Here is a 17,000-nt window from a genome sequence, read left to right as displayed (position 1 = left end):
TATGAACAACGCAGAAATACAGATACAGTTTCCTGCTCCTGGTCAGTGGGACAAATTTACGCTTACCGCGGTGTACCGGGACGCGGAGGGGTACACACACACGGACCGTTACACCCAGGACGAGATACCCGCCGACCAAGCTCCGGCCATGCAGGCTGTAGCTGCCTCGCTGGTGGGCATGGGCGAGGACTGGCAAGCCTCCCGGGTATGGGCATGGCTGGGTGTGAAGCGTGCTCCTGCGGAGAGCAACAGCATATACCTTCTTGCCGTGGAATTGTTCGTTGAGGCTTTCAATGCGCAGGGCGGCCGCAGAATTTTCATGGCCCGCGACTACCCGGAATTCATCATCACGGACCCCGCCGCCGTGGCTTTCTTCAAACACTTCACCAAACCATGAATATCAATAAACAAGACATCGAAAAGGCCCAGCAGGCGGCATCTGCCCGCTGGGGGAATTGGGTCAAGTACGTTATCGGCGCCATCATCGGCGCTCTGGCTGCTGCTGGCTACATCACCGTAACCGGATGCGGGCATAACGTGGACATTACCCCGGACCGCACGGAGGTCTGCAAGGACGGTTCCTGCCTGGTGCTGGAGCCGGGCCACCTGTCCTACAGCCAGGCCCAGCCCACCACTGACGTGCCGCCCGTAGTTCAAGCCACCAAGAAATAAGACCATGTGCACTAAAGCCCGCGGATACCTGAACCTCTTGAGGGAGTACAAGCCTGAACTGGTCATGTTCGTGGGCTTTATTGCCTGTGGCTTCCTGTACCACGACATGCGCGCTTATATGGACGCCCAGACGAAGGCCCTCACGGAGATCAACATGCGCCTCTCCAACCTCGAACAATACGCCAGGAAATGAACTGTTTCCATTTTGGATACAGTTCTAACCACTTCTAACAAAATTAAGTTATAACTATGAATATCGCTTTAGACATCGGACACGCCAACAATACCGGCTCCCGCGGCAACGGCCTGGAAGAACATGCCACCGCCATGACCATTGCCAACCATCTGGCCCCCATGCTGTCGGCCCAGGGGCACACCGTTACCATCATCGACTTCCCTCGCCTGGACAACGACGACGACCTTGCCGCTACAGTCAAGGCCATCAATGCCGGAGGGTTCGATATTTCCATCTCCCTTCATTGTGATTCCGCTGGTTCGGCTACGGCCTGCGGGGCCCATGTCTGCCATCACCGCAATTACCACAGCGACGGTTCTTACACGGATTCTGCGCGGGGCAAAGCATTGGCCAAAGCCATTGCCGGGCCGCTGTGCAAGCTCATGCCGGGTCGCGCTGACCATGTACAGGCACGTCCTGACCGGTCCTGTAAGCCAAACAAGACCAGCCTGTATGTGCTCCGCAATACCATTCCTCCTGCCGTGCTGGTAGAGTGCGGTTTCTTGTCCAACCCCGGAGACGCTTCCCTGTTACGCGATACTCCCGGCGCCATTGCCCGTGCCATCGCGCAGGGCGTGGACTCTTACACCCTCAACCAGTAAATATCATGGGATTCACCGGAGCGTTGATCAGTGCGGCCTTGAGCATCGGCGGGAGCATGTACAGTTCCCACCAGCAAAAGAAGCAGCAACAGGCCGCCACCGTAGCGGCCCAGGAGGCTGCCAAGCGCAACGTGAGCGTGGGCGCCAGTGCTGCCGACCCCACGCAGGCCGCGGCCGATACCGGGGAAAGTGAAGAAGTCAACCGCCAGAATGCCAGCAAACGCCGCTACGGCATGGCCCGGACCGTCAATCCCGGCGGCGTGCTGGGCTCCCTGACCGGCGGCCGCAAAACCCTGGGAGGATAAACAACATGGAAACCGACTATTACAGAATTGCCCAGTCTCTATTTAATAAGACGAACTACGAGTGGAGGCGGTATGTCCGACACGTGCTGCCCAAACTGATTCCGGCCGCGGAACTGGCGGAGATGGAAGACGACGGCATGCCGGAACGCGTCTGCGCCCGTGCCAAGACCGGCGTGCTGAAGCTGGCCAGCGCCCACCTCAACTACATTACGCCGCGTGGGCAGAACTGGTTCCAGTATGATGAATGGGGAGACATCACCGCCGATGAAAAGTTCTGGTTGAAAGATTCCGCCCAGATCACCCAGAAGGAGCTGGAGGCGAGCAATTTTTACACCTCGTTCATTGCCACGGTCATCGACCGCATCGGCACGGGCACCGGCCTGATGATGTCCGAAGAGAACATCAAGAAAGGCACGCTCGTGTTCACCCATGTTCCTGCGGGGACTTATGGCCTGGCGGAAAATGAGGACCACGAGATTGACACGGTGGTGCGCAAGTTCAAGTACACCGCCCACCAGGCTGCGGCCGCCTTTGGGGAAGACGCTTTAAAAGGAGCGATTAAAGATGCCTATGGCGACAAGGAACGGAGGTACACGCAGCAGTTCGAGATTTGGCACCTCGTGCTTCCGCGGGATGTGCCGCCGATGGGCAACCGGAACCTGCCGCCGGAGCAAATGAGCTGGACGAGCGTGTACCTGGACCCGGCAGAGCAGCATATCATCAAGGAGAGCGGCTATTACGAGTTTCCCTACATGGGCACGCGTTTCATCAAATACGGCAATGAGGTGTGCGGGGAAAGCGCCCTGGCCCCCATCGTGGACACCATCGAAGACAGCTTGCTCATGCAGGAAGCCATGAAGGTGGCCGGACAGGCGGCGGCCTTCCCCCGCGTGCTGCTGACTTCGGACATGGTTGACGAGGTGGATATGAGGGCCGGTGGAATGACGGTGCTCCGTCCGGAGGACATCAAGAGCGGGCTGCCCAGGGAATGGGCTACGGCTACCGAGTACACCGTAGGCAAGGATTTGCTGGAGATGTACAATGCCGAGATCGACGACGCCCTGTTTGTGTCCGTGCTTCAGGCCGTGACCCAGGTGGAACGCCAGATGACGGCTCTGGAAGCCAATCTGCGCGACAACGAGCGGATGATGACCTTTACCCAGAGCTTTACGCAGTTCACGTCCGACATCCGCCCGATGATGGAGCGCGTGTTCTGCTCCCTGGAGCGCCTGGGCAAGTTCCCGGAAGAAGGCAAGCCGCAGGGCTTGTTTGTGCCTCTGGACGAGTACGGCATCAAGATGAAGATTCTGGCTCCCGGCGTCAAGTATATCAGCAAGATGGCCAAGGCATTGGAACGCTACAAGTTGAGCGGGCTGGTAGAAACGCTCGGCCATGCCGTCAATCTGGCCCAGACGACGGGCAACCCCGCGTGGCTGGACCCCTTCAAGGAAGATGAATCCATCCGGTACATCGCCGATGAAACCAACGTGCCATCAGAGTGCATGCGCAAGCCCAAGGAGGTGGCGGCCCTCCGGAAACAGAGGGAAGACGAGGCCGGTGCGATGCAGCAGGCCAAGATCGCCCAGATGATGGCCGCCGCCAACCGCGACAATGCCGGGGCCGCCACCCAGGAAAGCAACCTTTCAGCATGACGACCATGAGAAAGAACCCACTGCAAGAAGAGACGAAGCGGAAGCTGGCCCGGCGCCGACGCATTTTGCGAGAAGGCATTTCCGACGAGGCCATGAAGGTGCTGCAAGAGCATTTCGAGACCGGCCTGCCGGTGTTCCTATTTGCCGACAAGCAGGGCATCCCGTTGAGCGGAGACCCCCAAATGCTGACGCTGATGGCCGCCAGGCGCGACGGGCAGCTCCATGTGATCAAGTGGCTGGAACAGGAGCGTTCCAAGCCGGCTGACAACGATTCCACAACCAACAATAATTAAATACCATGCACCATATCATCACGATGCGAATGACCGTGCTGCGTTACCCGGAACCTGCGGATGCAGGCGGTGGACAACCAGCGGCAGCCCCCAGCCAGGAGCCCCAGGGGGGAGACCCCGCGGCACAACCCGCGCCCCAGAATCCGGAAGGAGGCAACCAGCCACCGCCCGGAGAGGGTGGAGAACCGGCAGCCACACAGACGCCTGACCAGAACGGCGCTCCCAGTGGAGCGAATCCGTTCGATTTCACGCTGGAGGATACACCGGACCCGGCCCAGCCCCCGGCAGACGGAGCCCCCGGAGACGAGTATGTTCTGGAACTGGGCGAGTCCTTTAACGGGACGGATGAAACCCGCTCCATGATTGCCTCCCACGCCAAGGCCAACGGGATTGCTCCGGATGCCGCCGGTGCCTTCGTCACTCAGGTGTGCGATTCCCTGGTTGCCGCCCAGCGGGAAGCGGACAAACAGGCCCTGGAATCCCTGAAGGGCGAGTGGAAGGGAGAGTTTGACGGGAACATGGCCGCCACCAGACGTTTTATTGCCGATGCGGTGAAACGCGGGGGGATGAGCAAGGAGGATGCCCAGGCCCTGATGAATCCGCATGTGTTCCGCCTCTGCAACGTGCTGCGCGGCATGGTGGGCGAGGAGCGGACGCGCGGAGCCGGACAGGCTGCCAGTGCCCAATCCCGCCAGCAGGAGATGGACGACATCATCAACAATCCGGAAAATCCCTACCACAAGGATCTGTTCAACCCAGGCAGCAAGGGCTACAAGGCCGCCGCCGAGCATTTCAACAGGCTCGCGGGTATTAAGATTTACTAGCCTTTTTTCTTTCTATTGGTCCATTGCGGATGGTGGCGGTGTCACGTGACATCGTCACCATTTTTTTATGCCCTGGTCTCGTGTGGAGTGAAGTTGCAACAACCAAAGCAACAACACATGAAGATTGAAAAAGCTATCATAGACATGTACGAAAAGACGCGCACCCAGCAGCTTATTGAAGAGCTGCAACAGAAGGTGTCCGTCTTGACTCCGTTCGCCCGCGTCATCCACGGCTGCAACGGTGATATGTACCAGCTTCCTGCTGTCGGGTCCACGGAGCTGAACCGTCGTACCCAGCGAATGCAGGATATTGTCGCCACGGAACTCAAGTTCGGCCTTCGCAATATGCGTCCCCAACTGTTTGAGAAGTTCCTGAAGTGGTCCACGGACGACGAGAAGTTCCTGGCCAGCCTGCCGATTAACGCCACCACGATGGTCACACAGCTTACCAATGCGGCCGAGCGCGTGAAGGACGACGTGCTGCTAGGCACCTGCGTAGACCTGGACGAGAGTTCCGATACCTACGGAGAGCATATCATCCAGACGCCGACTTCCATCATGCCGGATGCCGTGGACGGTTCCCCCTACAAGGGCGGCGCTACCGGCGGCCTGCTGGGTGATAATTACGTTGGCAAGGGCGGCTATGAGAAAGAGGCTCTGCCGCAACAGCCCTATGTCCGCGGAGAAGGTCTCATTACCACCTGGGACGAGCTCACCGATGACTTTGACATCGACACCAAGAAGACCAACGTAGTCCCGGTCAACTACACCCCGGAAGGGACGCTCACCTCCAGCGGCATTACGATTGACAAGTTGCTCTTTGCCAAAACCTGCATGCAGGCCCGTTACGCCCTCAACGGCGGCGGCACGCTGTGCATGGGTATTACTCCGCAACAGGCTTTCGAGATGATGCGCATGGAAAAATTGCAGAATAACGATTATGGCTTCCAGGCCCTGAAGACCGGCTTCGTCAGTCCGCTGCTGGGCATCCGCTTCCTGATTACTGATTCCCTGCCTCTTGTCAACGTTGGCACGGCCAGCGCTAAGAAGTACGTGCGCGTCTGCCCGATGTGGCGCAGTGAAGACCTGATTTATGGTATCTGGGAAGATGCCAAGTTCCACATGCGCCAGCCCGATACGTCCATCGACATGCTGCTGGCAGGCGTGACCTTCGGCATGGGCGCTGCACGTACCAGAGAAGAAACCGTGCTTTCCATCCACTGCGAGGAAAAGTTCTCTGTGGCTTAATTCGGCAACATTGATGTGGTTCGCATTCAGGCGGGCGGCTTCGGCTGCCCGTCTTTTTTGTCATACGGGCATTACAGAAGTGTTACAGATTGACGTAAATATCTGATTGTAATTTATCACAAACCCATCATCCGCTCCATTTTTTTATCCGAGGCCTGCCCATCAAGAGCAGGCTTTTTTATTACCCGGACAATTAAGCCATGGAAGACCCGCTCTTCATGGAATTGAACCAGCTATCGGCAGAACAAGTGCGGAAGCACCTTCCGGAATTCCGCCAAAAAGGAAAAAGGCAGATAATCCCCCCGCAGCCGGAGAGCCATTCCGGGCGTTCTGCCCGTATGCTCCTGCTTTGCTGATCAAAAAAGCGCCAGCATGAAAGCGGGCGGCTTTCCCATTCCATTCGGAAAGCGGTAACCGCCGTTAAGACAGACTCCGGCAGCCCTATCTGCACCATCCCTTCAACGAAAGAGCCTTCCTGATGGTCGTTCAGATAAGGCCGGTGTCGGCACTTCGATACGCCGTCCCAATTCTCAACCCGGAATAAACCAATGAACAATACGACTCAATCAGGGACCTCTCCAACGGGGACCTCAACAACTAACAACGCTCCGGCGGTAAAATCCGCCGTTCGCATGGGGGTATTTACGCTCGCCATGATTAACGTTTCCGCCATTGTCAGCTTGCGCGGCATGCCGGCGGAAAGTACGTACGGACTAAGCTCCGTCTTCTATTACATTTTTGCCGCGGCCTTTTTCCTGGTGCCCGTCTCCCTGGTAGCGGCGGAACTCACCACCGGATGGCCCCAGAAAGGCGGCGTTTACCGGTGGGTGGGTGAAGCCTTCGGCAAAAAGCTGGGATTCCTGGCTATCTGGCTCCAATGGATTGAGAGTACCATCTGGTTCCCGACCGTGCTGACCTTCGCCGCCGTCTCCCTGGCTTTCATGGGACCCGGACAGCGATGGGATGAAGCGCTTGCCGCCAACAAATGGTATGTACTCATCGTGGTGCTGTGCGTGTACTGGGGAGCCACCCTGCTCAACCTGCGCGGCATGAAGACTTCCGCAGGAGTCACCAAGTGGGGCACCATGATCGGCACCATTATTCCGGGCGCCATCCTGATTCTCCTCGGCATCGGCTACTGGGCCGGAGGCAACCCCGTCCTGCTGGACATGAACTGGGACAAGTTGATTCCGGACATGAGCAATTTCAACAACCTGGTGCTGGCGGCCAGTATCTTCCTGTTCTACGCAGGGATGGAAATGTCCGCCGTGCACGTCAAGGACGTGAACAACCCCGGGCGCAATTATCCGCTGGCGATTCTGATTTCCGCCATCATTACGGTGGTCATCTTCGTCTTCGGCACGCTCGCCATCGGCTTCATCATTCCCGGCTCCCAGATCAACCTGGTGCAGAGCCTGCTGATTTCCTACGACGACTATTTCAGCTTCTTCGGCCTCGGCTGGATGAACTGGATTCTGGCGCTCGCCCTGGCTGTGGGCGTTCTGGCACAGGTAACCGCATGGGTGGGAGGCCCCTCCAAGGGTCTTTTCCAGGTGGGCCTGACCGGCAACCTGCCGCCCGTGATGCAGAAGCGGAACAAGAACAACGTCCAGATGGGCATTCTGCTCATTCAGGGGGGCATCGTCACCCTGCTGTCCGTCATGTTCGTGATCATGCCTTCCGTACAGTCCACGTACCAGATCATCTCCCAGCTTACCATCATCCTGTACCTGATCATGTACATGCTGATGTTCGCCTCCGGCATTTATCTGCGCTACCGTGAACCGAATACCCCGCGTACCTTCCGCATTCCCGGCGGCAAGACCTTCGGCATGTGGGTAGTCGGCGGCCTCGGCTTCCTGGCCAGCCTGGCGGCCTTCCTGGTCAGCTTCATCCCGCCGAACCAGATCACCGTGGGCAGCAACACCATGTACATTCTGCTGCTGGTCGTGGGAACCTTCATCTTCGCCGGCATTCCCTTCATCATCCAGGCCATGGCCAAGCCGTCCTGGAAGCGCCCGATCTCCCCGGAAGACGCCTTTGAGCCCTTCGGTTGGGAAAAGACGAACGGCAATCATTAATGTATCATTTCAACTTTCAATAATATCATGAGTGATATACCCACCAAAGAACAAATCCAGACGGCTGTGGACAACGCGTATGCCTACGCCAAAACGGTCCAGGGCGGCAAAAACGCCTCCTACATCCCGGCTCTGGCGCAAGTTCCCTCAGACCTGCTGGCGATTGCCGTGGTCACTGTCAACGGAGATATCCTGACCGCAGGTTCCGCAGACACGCCCTTTGCCATTGAATCCATCTCCAAGGCCTTCAACCTGGCCTACGTCATGGACCTGATCGGAATGAAGGAGCTGCGCACGAAGATCGGGGCGGACCCCACCGGGGAGCCCTTCAACTCCGTCATGGCGATTGAGCTGCACGGCGGCAAGCCCCTCAATCCCCTGGTCAACGCAGGGGCCATGGCGACAGTCAGCCTGGTCAACGGCTCGGATTCCGATGAAATATGGTCCAACATGATTCATAATTTCAACAACTTCGCCAACACGGCCCTGACCGTGAACCAGGAGATTTACAAGTCGGAAAGCGCCACCAACCAGCACAACCGCGGCATTGCATGGCTGCTTGACAGCTACGGCTATTTTTACAATACGCCGCCCATGATCGTGGACCTGTACACCCGCATGTGCTCCCTGAATATCACCACCTCCCAGCTGGCGCTGATGGGCGCCTGCTATGCCAATGGGGGCGTCAACCCCGTCAGCAAAAAGCGGGTGGTGAAGGATGAGAACGTTCCCGCCATTCTGGCGGAACTGTGCATGTCCGGCCTCTACAACTCCACGGGAGACTGGATGTACAAGGCAGGCGTTCCGGCCAAGTCCGGCGTGGGCGGCGGCCTGGTGGCCGTGGTCCCCGGCAAGATGGCCATGGCGGCCTTCTCCCCGCCCCTGGACCCCGCCGGAAACACCGTCAAGGGCCAGGCAGCTCTTCAATCCATTATCAAGGAATTGAATCTGAACCTTTTCCGGAGCTGATCCGGGATGAGAAGGTAAACCCGCGGAGCCAAGATCCGAAAGGATTCCCGCGGGTTTACTGTATCCCGGCATCAGGAACCCATGTCCGGACGGCACCGCTGCCTTAACGGAAAAAGGGATCCTTCGTCAAATCTTCCTTCCCCATCTTCCGGAGCATATCCAGGGCATCCTGATTTCCCTGCTTGGCGGCGCGCGCCCACCAGAAAACCGCCTCCTTGGTATCCATTTCCGTTCCTAAACCGCCCATATGCATCATCCCGACAAGATACTGGGCTTCCGCATTCCCCTTTTTTGCGGAAAGAGATGCCCAGTGATAGGCCTCCTTCCATTTTTCCTGACGTCCGTATAATTTTCCCAGATGGAACTGGCCATCTGCATTACCCTGCTGTGCCGCACGCCTCATCCATTCCAGGGCCTTCCGTTCATCCCGTTTGACGGCACGTCCCTGATCGTAAAAGCAACCGACGGCATCCTGCGCGTCGGCATAACCGGCGGAAGCGGATAAGGAATACCATTTGAACGCCTCCCTGTCATCACGCCTAACACCCTGTCCTTCGGAATACAGCACCCCTAAATAAAACTGTGAAGCGGCATTTCCCTGTCCGGCGGCCAGGGAGAACCACTCATGGGCTTTCCGGAAATCCTGCTTGACGCCTCCTTTTCCATCGTAATAAAGGCACCCAAGAATAAACTGGGAGGTAGAATTACCCTTCTTTCCAGCCTTCTCTGCCCACAAAAAAGCTTCGTGAAAATCCTGAGGAACACCCTTTCCACAAAAATAACACAGGGCCAACCCCTCCAGACCGGCAACTTCCCCCCTCCCGGCAGCATCCCTGAACAAGCCAACCCTGGCCGTGTCAACAAGAACTCCTTCATCAGAAGCATGGTCTGCCGCAGCCTCCACTCCGAGCCCCGCTCCGGTACCCAATAAAAAAAGGAACACTCCGCATCCCCACAACGGAAATCCATACCTCCACATGCTCCCTGTGTAAAAGTCACCATCATTCAACAACTTGCAACGTCTTTTCATAACGTTCCAACGAATAACAAATTCATTTTTTAAAACCAACAAAAAAAGATGGAGAACTCTGGTCCTTCATTTCCAGCCTCCTCATTTTAAGGGCTTGCCTCCGTGCGGTTTTTCCTTAGAGTTTTCCCGGTATGCTTGAAGCCCTGCAAAACGCCTTTCTCCAGACCGGGGACATGCTCACAACCTGGCTGTCCGCCTTCAGCAGTTTCCTGTGGGGATGGCCTCTGCTCATCATGCTGCTGGGCACTCACCTGTACCTCACCATCATTCTGCGCTTTCCGCAGCGATACCTGCTCAAGGCCCTGAAACTGTATTTTGTGAAGGACCATACGGACAAGGGGGACATTTCCCCGTTCAGTTCCCTGATGGTGGCCCTGGCCGCCAATATCGGCGCGGGCAATATCATCGGCGTGGGGGTGGCAATTGCCGCCGGGGGGCCCGGGGCCATCTTCTGGTGCTGGCTGACGGGCGTTCTTGGCATGGCTACACGGTATTCGGAAGGGCTGCTTGCCATCAAGTACCGTGTGGAAAACCCGGACGGCAACATGAGCGGCGGTCCCATGTTCGTACTGGAACGCGGCATGAAATGCAAATGGCTCGGAGTAGTCTTTGCCGTATTTACGGCCATTGCCGCCTTCGGCATCGGCAACCTGACACAGGGGAATGCGGCAGCGGAACAGCTCCACCACGCTTTTTCCATTCCCTCCTGGGGAACGGCAGCAGTGCTGACCATCCTGACGGCCATGGTCATGCTGGGGGGCATCCGGAGCATTGCCAAGGTATGCGCCTTTTTCGTCCCGTTCATGGCGGTAATCTACATTATAGGCTGTGTCTACATCCTGGCCGTACAGTCGCATTACATTCTTCCGGCCATCCGGTACATTCTGGACTGCGCTTTTACCGGGGAAGCCGCCGCAGGGGGCGTGGTGGGCGCCGCCGTCATGACGGCCATGCGGACCGGCGTGGCCCGCGGCCTTTTTTCCAATGAAGCCGGGCTGGGTTCCGCCGCCATCGCTTCCGCCGCCGCACAAAACCGCAACCCCGTACGGCAGGCTCTCATTTCTTCCAGCGGCCCGTTCTGGGATACCGTGGTCATCTGCGCCCTGACGGGCATCGTGCTGACTACCAGCATCCTCGCCCATCCGGACATTTCGTCCAGTGACGGTCCCAGGCTCACTACGCTGGCATTCAGTAAAATTCCTTATGTGGGCTCCCCTCTCCTGACAGTCAGCCTCGTCACTTTTGTGGTCTCCACCATTCTGGGCTGGTCTTACTTTGGTGAAAAAGCCCTGGAGTACCTGGGGGGCATCCGGCTGATCACGCCTTACCGCGTCATCTGGGTGGCAGCGGTCTTTACCGGCTGCGTTTCCAAGATAGACCTGGTATGGGTCTTTGCGGACTGCGCCAACGGCCTGATGGCCCTTCCCAACCTTATTTCACTGCTGGCCCTTTCCGGCGTGCTTGTCCAGCAAACGCGGTACTACCTTTGGCAGCACAGGCTGGACGATTATGACGATTCCCATATTCCGGAAGGCAAATAACGATTTTTTTAAATTCAGATTCAAATAATTCTTGCCTTTCGGCCTCCGGTAGTATTTACTTCGCCGCGCAGTCCCTGCAAACCTAAAAGTCGCGTTCGTCTAGCGGTCTAGGACTCCCGCCTTTCACGCGGGCAACACGGGTTCGAGTCCCGTACGCGATGCCAGCTTTACCGCCGCAGCAGTTACGATGCTTCCGTCCTCCTTCACCAGGGAGGCATATTGGAAAAACGTAATGGCTGCGGTTTTCTTTTGGTCCGGTTCCTCCGGAATCAGGAAAGCGCGGACAGGACGGCAGGAAGCGGTATCCCCCTCCTTTTCAAATGCCGGAACATGTCTTACATCCCCCGGATTTGACTTCCAGAAAGCCCTGTTATCTTTTAAAATTTTTCACACGCAAACGCCATGGATTACACACCTCTCATTGAAAAACGCCGCCAGCGCCTGGAAGAATTGGAAACGATCATTGCCGAACCGGATTTTTTCAATGACCAGAAGCGGGCCTCGGAAACCATGAGGGAGCACCGCCGCCTGAAGGAACTGATGGAAACGTGGGACTCCCTGAACGCCACGGAACAGCAATTGGCGGACAATCAGGAGCTGGCGAAGACGGATGACCCGGAACTGGCGGAGCTGGCCTCCCTGGAGATCCCGGAACTGGAAGAGGCGCTGGAAAAATTGCGCAGTGACGTCCAGTACAGCCTCCTTCCCCGTGACACGACGGAAGACCGGGACGCCATTATTGAAATCCGCGCCGGCACGGGCGGAGATGAAGCGTCCCTGTTCGCCGGAGACCTGCTCCGGATGTACCAGCGCTTTGCGGAAGAACGCGGCTGGCGCTTTGAACACCTGGAAAGCAGCCCTTCCGACGTAGGCGGCTTCAAGGAAGTCGTCTGCCGCATTGCCGGAGAAGAAGTATTCCGCTTCCTGAAGTATGAGGGGGGCGTGCACCGCGTGCAGCGCGTACCCGCTACGGAAACGCAGGGGCGCATTCACACGTCCACCGCCACCGTGGCCGTGATGCCTGAAGCGGAGGAAGTGGACATTGAAATCCGTCCGGAGGACCTCCGTATTGAAGTGTGCCGTTCCGGAGGCGCAGGCGGCCAGCACGTGAACAAGACGGAATCCGCCGTGCAGATATGGCACATTCCCACGGGCGTTTACGTCCGGTGCGAGGAAGAACGCAGCCAGATGAAGAACCGTGAAAAAGGCATGAAGATTCTGCGCGCCAAGCTTTTTGAAGCCAAGAAGCGGGAAGAGGCGGAGAAGTATTCCGCCGCACGCCGGAGCCTCATCGGGTCCGGCGGCCGTGAAGAAAAAATCCGGACGTACAATTTCCCGCAAAACCGCCTGACGGACCACCGCATCGGCTACACCTCCCATAACCTGGACGGCATCCTGATGGGGCAGATGGAAGACCTGATCATGGCTCTCCAGCACGCGGAAATGCAGGAACGCCTGGCGGAAGCCGGCATGTCCTAACCCCTTCTCCTTTCCATGAAAACCTTACTGGAAGTTCTTCAGTCCGGCACGGACTACCTGGCGCGCCAGGGCTGCGAAGAAGCCCGCGCCACCATGCAGCACCTGATGGCCCATGTCCTGCACTGCAACCGCACGGCTCTCTACTCCCAGTTTGACAGGCCTGTTGAGGAAACGGAACTGGCGCCCCTGCGGGAACTGCTGAAGCGCAGGGCGGCGGGCGAACCGCTGCAGCACCTGCTGGGCTCTACCGAATTTTTCCGGAGGGATTTTCTGACGGATGCGCGCGCGCTGATTCCGCGCCCGGAAACGGAAGAACTGGTGGAAATGGTGCTTAAAAAGATTCCCGCCCGTCCGGTACGCGTGCTGGATATGGGCACCGGATCCGGCATCATCGGCGTCACGCTGGCCCTGGAACTCAAGGAGAGAGCGAAGGAAGTCGTCCTGGCGGACATTTCCCCGCAGGCGCTGGACCTGGCGCTGGAAAACGCCATGCGGCTGGGAGCAAGGGTTTCCACCATCCAGACGGACCTGTTTGAAAACATCCCCCTGGAAAAAGCCGCCCCATTCCCGGCGGAAACGGATTCTTCCGGGGCCGCCCCGGGAGAGGAAGAGAACAGTCCGGGTCAGGAAATGCGCTTTGACGTCATCGTGGCCAACCTTCCCTACATTGCGGACGGAGAGGAGCTTGCCCCGGAGGTCATGAAGGACCCGCATACGGCCCTGTTCGGCGGCCCGAAAGGTTGGGAAATCATTGAACGCTTCCTGGCCCGCGCACGGGATTACCTGAATGATAACGGCTTCGTAGCGCTGGAAATCGGATATGACCAGGCACCTGCCGTGACGCAGATCATGGACGGGTACGGCTATAATTACATTGAAGTGCTGAAAGACATGAGCGGCATCGCCCGTTTTCCCTTTGGCTATCGTTAACTTTATCTTTCCCCTCCCACTCCATGCAGGCGGCACGCATCCTGGTTGACGGACAGAGTGATCTGGTGCTGGATTACGGCATTCCGCCGGAAGCGGGAGACGTAAAACCGGGCTGCCGCGTCCGGGTGCCCCTGCGCAACAGGACGGCTACCGGCACCGTCCTTACGCTGTCCGAACCGGACCCTGCCTGGAGGGACAAGCTCAAGCCCATTCTGAAACTGATTGACCCGGAGCCCCTGATTTCCCCGGCCATGATGAGCCTGGCCTCCTGGGCGGCGGATTATTATTCCGTGGCGCTGGACCAGATGATCCGCTGCCTTCTGCCGGAAACCGTCCGGCAGGAAAATACGGCGGAGAAAGTACGCAAAGTAGTGCATCTGGAAAAACGCCCGTCCCGTGAGGAACTGGACGCCCTGTACCGCAAAGCGCCGCGGCAGGCCCGGATACTGGATTATTTTTCATCCACGGAACAGTTGGAAGCCCCGCTGGCGGAATTCGGCGCCGGAGCCCTGAATATTGCACGCAGCCTGGAAGCCAAAGGCTTTATTTCCCTGAAGGAGGAATCCGTGCACCGTGACCCCAGCACGGGGGAACAATTCGTTCCCAGCCAGCCGATGACGCTGAACCATCAGCAGGAGAAGGCGCTGGAAGAAATCACGGCCATGTGCGCGGCGGAGCAGAAAAAACCGGTGCTCCTGCAGGGAGTCACGGGTTCCGGAAAGACGGAGGTTTACCTGCAGGCCGTTTCCAATGTGGTAAAATCCGGAAAATCCGCCCTGATCATGGTGCCGGAAATTTCCCTGACGCCCCAGACCGTCCAGCGTTTCAAATCCCGCTTTGCGGAACTGCCCTCTTCCGTAGCGGTGCTGCACAGCCTCCTATCGGACGGGGAGCGCTTTGACGAATGGCACGCCATCCGTTCCGGAAAGGCCCGCATCGTCATCGGCCCCCGTTCCGCCGTCTTCGCCCCTCTTCAGAATCTGGGGCTGGTGATTGTGGATGAGGAACATGACGCGTCCTACAAGCAGGAAAGTTCCCCCCGCTACCACGGGCGGGACCTGGCCGTGCTGCGCGCCCATCTGGAAGACTGCGCCGTGGTCCTGGGCTCCGCCACCCCGTCCCTGGAAAGCACCCATAACGCCCTGACCGGGAAATACGCCCTGGTGAAGCTGACGGAACGCGCGGACGGCCAGCAGCTCCCGCTCATCCGCATTCTGGACATGAAAACGGAGGGCAAGAACAAGTCCGGCCCCAATGTCCTTTCCGAACGGCTCCGGATGTCCATTGACCGGAGGCTGGAAAAGGGGGAACAGGTTATCCTGCTGCTCAACAGGCGCGGATTTGCGCGCTCCATCCAGTGCCCGGACTGCGGCCATGTGGTCACGTGCCTGCATTGTTCCCTCCCCCTGACCTACCACCGCACGGAGGACCGCCTTATCTGCCACCTGTGCGGGTTCAAGGCCCTGCCTCCCCGCGCCTGCCCGGAGTGCCGGTCCGCCAATATCCTGCTCCAGGGGTACGGCACCCAGAAGGTGGAGGAAATCCTGCGCCGCACCTTTCCAGCGGCGCGCATCACGCGCGTGGATGCGGACGTGGCACGGAAGAAAAACGCCGTCAGAACCATCCTGAACCAGTTCCGCACCCACAAAATAGACATTCTCCTGGGCACCCAGATGATCGCCAAGGGGCTGGATTTCCCCAACGTAACGCTGGTAGGCGTGCTGAACGCGGACCTGGGGCTTTATATTCCGGACCCCCGGGCCGGAGAACGCACCTTCCAGCTCCTGACCCAGGTGGCGGGCCGCGCGGGCCGCGGCGACCTCTCCGGAGAAGTCATCATCCAGACCTTTACGCCCCAGTCTCCCTCCCTGCAATATGCACGGCATCATGATACGGACGGGTTCGCGGCCCAGGAGCTGGAAATGCGCCGCGCCTTTGATCTCCCCCCCTTCACCCACATCGCCGTGCTTACCATACGCTCCCAGCATGAAAACATGGCGGAATTCGCCACGCGCACGCTTGCCGCACGCCTCCGCGGAATGCTGCCCCCCCCCGCTACGATGACGGACCCCATGCCGGCGCCCATCCCGCGCGCGCACGGGCAGTTCAGATTCCAGATTACGGTGAAGGGCCCTTCCGCGCGCGTCCTCTCCCGCACCCTCCGGAAGCTGGTGCAGGAGGCCGGACTGGGAGATGACCTGACGGCCGTGATTGACGTGGACGCCATGTCATTCATGTAAGCCGCCTTGCCAAAGCCGGACGGGCGCATTAAAATTCCGGCACAACATAAATTTACGATCATGCTGCTTCATTTTTACAAGATGACGGGGGCAGGCAACGACTTCATCATGGTGGACAACCGTGACCTGGGTCTTTCCTCCGTGCTGGACAAGGAAACCATTGAAGCCCTTTGCGACCGCCGCTTCGGCATCGGCGCTGACGGCCTGATTGCCGTGGAACCTTCCCAGGGAAAAGGCGGAGCCGTGCGCATGCGGTATTATAATGCCGACGGCGGAGAAGCGGAGATGTGCGGCAACGGAGCCCGCTGCTTCGGCAACTTTGCGGCAGCCCTTCTCCGGCATGACAAATCCGCCCCCCTTCCCTTTGAAACGATGGCCGGTATCGTGACCGCCTCCTTTGAAAAGAATGGCCATGTCACCGTCAACCTAACGAATCCGCACTCCCTGCAGCTTTTCGCCCTGAATGCAGACCCGACCGTGGGCGCAGACGTCCATTTCCTGAATACCGGCGTTCCACATGCCGTAGCGTTCCTGGATAAGCTGGACGGTCTTGACATTCCACGGCTGGGAGCCTACCTGCGCTATCATGATGCCTTCTCTCCAAAAGGAACCAACGCCAACTTCGCCAGAATCCTGTCTCCGGGGCACATCGCCATACGCACCTATGAACGGGGCGTGGAGAATGAAACGCTGGCCTGCGGAACGGGCATGACCGCCAGCGCGCTGCTGCATGCCGTACTGACAGACGCTCCCTCCCCCATCCAGGTAGACGTGGCTGGGGGTGACACGCTTGAAGTCGGCTTCCGGCGCATGGGGGACCACTTTACCCATGTCACCCTGACCGGTCCCGCGGACCTTGTCTTTACCGGAGACATTGAACTCTGAACCAGCCCCCTGCC

17 protein-coding genes and 1 tRNA gene are annotated in these 17,000 nt (G+C 58.4%); 17 read left to right on the top strand and 1 reads right to left on the bottom strand.

The annotated features are described in order from the left end of the window. Position 1 precedes the first annotated feature (1 nt). From CXU21_RS00745 to glsA, 11 genes are all read left to right on the top strand, one after another. Positions 2 to 397 carry a hypothetical protein gene (locus CXU21_RS00745; RefSeq protein WP_102724668.1) on the top strand — a complete coding sequence of 132 codons (396 nt, stop codon included), beginning with the start codon at positions 2 to 4 and terminating at the stop codon, positions 395 to 397. After that, positions 394 to 672, top strand: coding sequence for a hypothetical protein (locus tag CXU21_RS00740; protein ID WP_102724667.1), 279 nt, complete (start codon positions 394 to 396; stop codon positions 670 to 672). The genes CXU21_RS00745 and CXU21_RS00740 overlap by 4 nt, the downstream gene beginning before the upstream one ends. A gap of 4 nt (positions 673 to 676) precedes the next feature. Then, positions 677 to 865, top strand: a complete 189-nt coding sequence (locus tag CXU21_RS00735) for a hypothetical protein (RefSeq protein WP_102724666.1) — start codon at positions 677 to 679, stop codon at positions 863 to 865. A gap of 56 nt (positions 866 to 921) precedes the next feature. Next, positions 922 to 1,509, top strand: coding sequence for an N-acetylmuramoyl-L-alanine amidase family protein (locus CXU21_RS00730; protein WP_102724665.1), 588 nt, complete (start codon positions 922 to 924; stop codon positions 1,507 to 1,509). Between the two features lie 5 nt (positions 1,510 to 1,514). Then, on the top strand, positions 1,515 to 1,814 hold the full coding sequence (locus CXU21_RS00725; protein ID WP_102724664.1) for a hypothetical protein: 300 nt from the start codon (positions 1,515 to 1,517) through the stop codon (positions 1,812 to 1,814). Positions 1,815 to 1,819: 5 nt separating this feature from the next. Beyond that, positions 1,820 to 3,466, top strand: coding sequence for a portal protein (locus CXU21_RS00720; RefSeq protein WP_102724663.1), 1,647 nt, complete (start codon positions 1,820 to 1,822; stop codon positions 3,464 to 3,466). Between the two features lie 5 nt (positions 3,467 to 3,471). Further along, a complete protein-coding gene (locus tag CXU21_RS00715; protein WP_180972563.1) occupies positions 3,472 to 3,759 on the top strand; it encodes a hypothetical protein in 288 nt (95 codons plus the stop codon). Positions 3,760 to 3,764: 5 nt separating this feature from the next. Next, a complete protein-coding gene (locus CXU21_RS00710) occupies positions 3,765 to 4,583 on the top strand; it encodes a hypothetical protein (RefSeq protein ID WP_146016874.1) in 819 nt (272 codons plus the stop codon). Positions 4,584 to 4,700: 117 nt separating this feature from the next. Beyond that, positions 4,701 to 5,831, top strand: coding sequence for a phage capsid protein (locus CXU21_RS00705; protein ID WP_102724660.1), 1,131 nt, complete (start codon positions 4,701 to 4,703; stop codon positions 5,829 to 5,831). 632 nt (positions 5,832 to 6,463) lie between these two features. Next, positions 6,464 to 7,912 carry a putative glutamine/gamma-aminobutyrate antiporter GadC gene (gene gadC, locus CXU21_RS00695; RefSeq protein ID WP_102713528.1) on the top strand — a complete coding sequence of 483 codons (1,449 nt, stop codon included), beginning with the start codon at positions 6,464 to 6,466 and terminating at the stop codon, positions 7,910 to 7,912. A 27-nt stretch (positions 7,913 to 7,939) separates the two neighbouring features. Next, complete coding sequence (glsA, locus tag CXU21_RS00690; RefSeq protein ID WP_102713530.1) at positions 7,940 to 8,881, top strand: glutaminase A; 942 nt, start codon at positions 7,940 to 7,942, stop codon at positions 8,879 to 8,881. Positions 8,882 to 8,984: 103 nt separating this feature from the next. Here glsA and CXU21_RS00685 read toward each other — a convergent pair whose 3' ends face one another. Continuing rightward, the gene (locus CXU21_RS00685; protein WP_146016873.1) at positions 8,985 to 9,953 is read right to left on the bottom strand and encodes a tetratricopeptide repeat protein; all 969 of its coding nucleotides are present in this window, start codon (positions 9,951 to 9,953) and stop codon (positions 8,985 to 8,987) included. Positions 9,954 to 10,042: 89 nt separating this feature from the next. On the opposite strand from CXU21_RS00685, the gene CXU21_RS00680 reads away from it, so the two are divergent. The 6 genes from CXU21_RS00680 to dapF all read left to right on the top strand — a co-directional run bounded on the left by CXU21_RS00680 (position 10,043) and on the right by dapF (position 16,986). Then, complete coding sequence (locus tag CXU21_RS00680) at positions 10,043 to 11,452, top strand: alanine/glycine:cation symporter family protein (RefSeq protein WP_102724657.1); 1,410 nt, start codon at positions 10,043 to 10,045, stop codon at positions 11,450 to 11,452. Positions 11,453 to 11,540: 88 nt separating this feature from the next. Then, positions 11,541 to 11,616: transfer RNA gene (locus CXU21_RS00675), tRNA-Glu, on the top strand. Positions 11,617 to 11,854: 238 nt separating this feature from the next. After that, on the top strand, positions 11,855 to 12,931 hold the full coding sequence (prfA, locus tag CXU21_RS00670; protein ID WP_102724656.1) for a peptide chain release factor 1: 1,077 nt from the start codon (positions 11,855 to 11,857) through the stop codon (positions 12,929 to 12,931). Positions 12,932 to 12,946: 15 nt separating this feature from the next. Beyond that, positions 12,947 to 13,861, top strand: coding sequence for a peptide chain release factor N(5)-glutamine methyltransferase (prmC, locus tag CXU21_RS00665; RefSeq protein WP_102724655.1), 915 nt, complete (start codon positions 12,947 to 12,949; stop codon positions 13,859 to 13,861). A 23-nt stretch (positions 13,862 to 13,884) separates the two neighbouring features. After that, entirely contained in the window at positions 13,885 to 16,101 is a 2,217-nt protein-coding gene (gene priA, locus CXU21_RS00660) for a replication restart helicase PriA (protein WP_102724654.1), read from the top strand. Between the two features lie 60 nt (positions 16,102 to 16,161). Further along, on the top strand, positions 16,162 to 16,986 hold the full coding sequence (gene dapF / locus CXU21_RS00655; RefSeq protein WP_102724653.1) for a diaminopimelate epimerase: 825 nt from the start codon (positions 16,162 to 16,164) through the stop codon (positions 16,984 to 16,986). Positions 16,987 to 17,000: the final 14 nt, after the last annotated feature.

It is taken from the genome of Akkermansia muciniphila, from assembly GCF_002884975.1.
Classification (GTDB): Bacteria; Verrucomicrobiota; Verrucomicrobiia; order Verrucomicrobiales; family Akkermansiaceae; genus Akkermansia; species Akkermansia muciniphila_C.
Note: the sequence above shows the minus strand (reverse complement) of the source record. Positions and strands in the feature narration are given on the sequence as shown.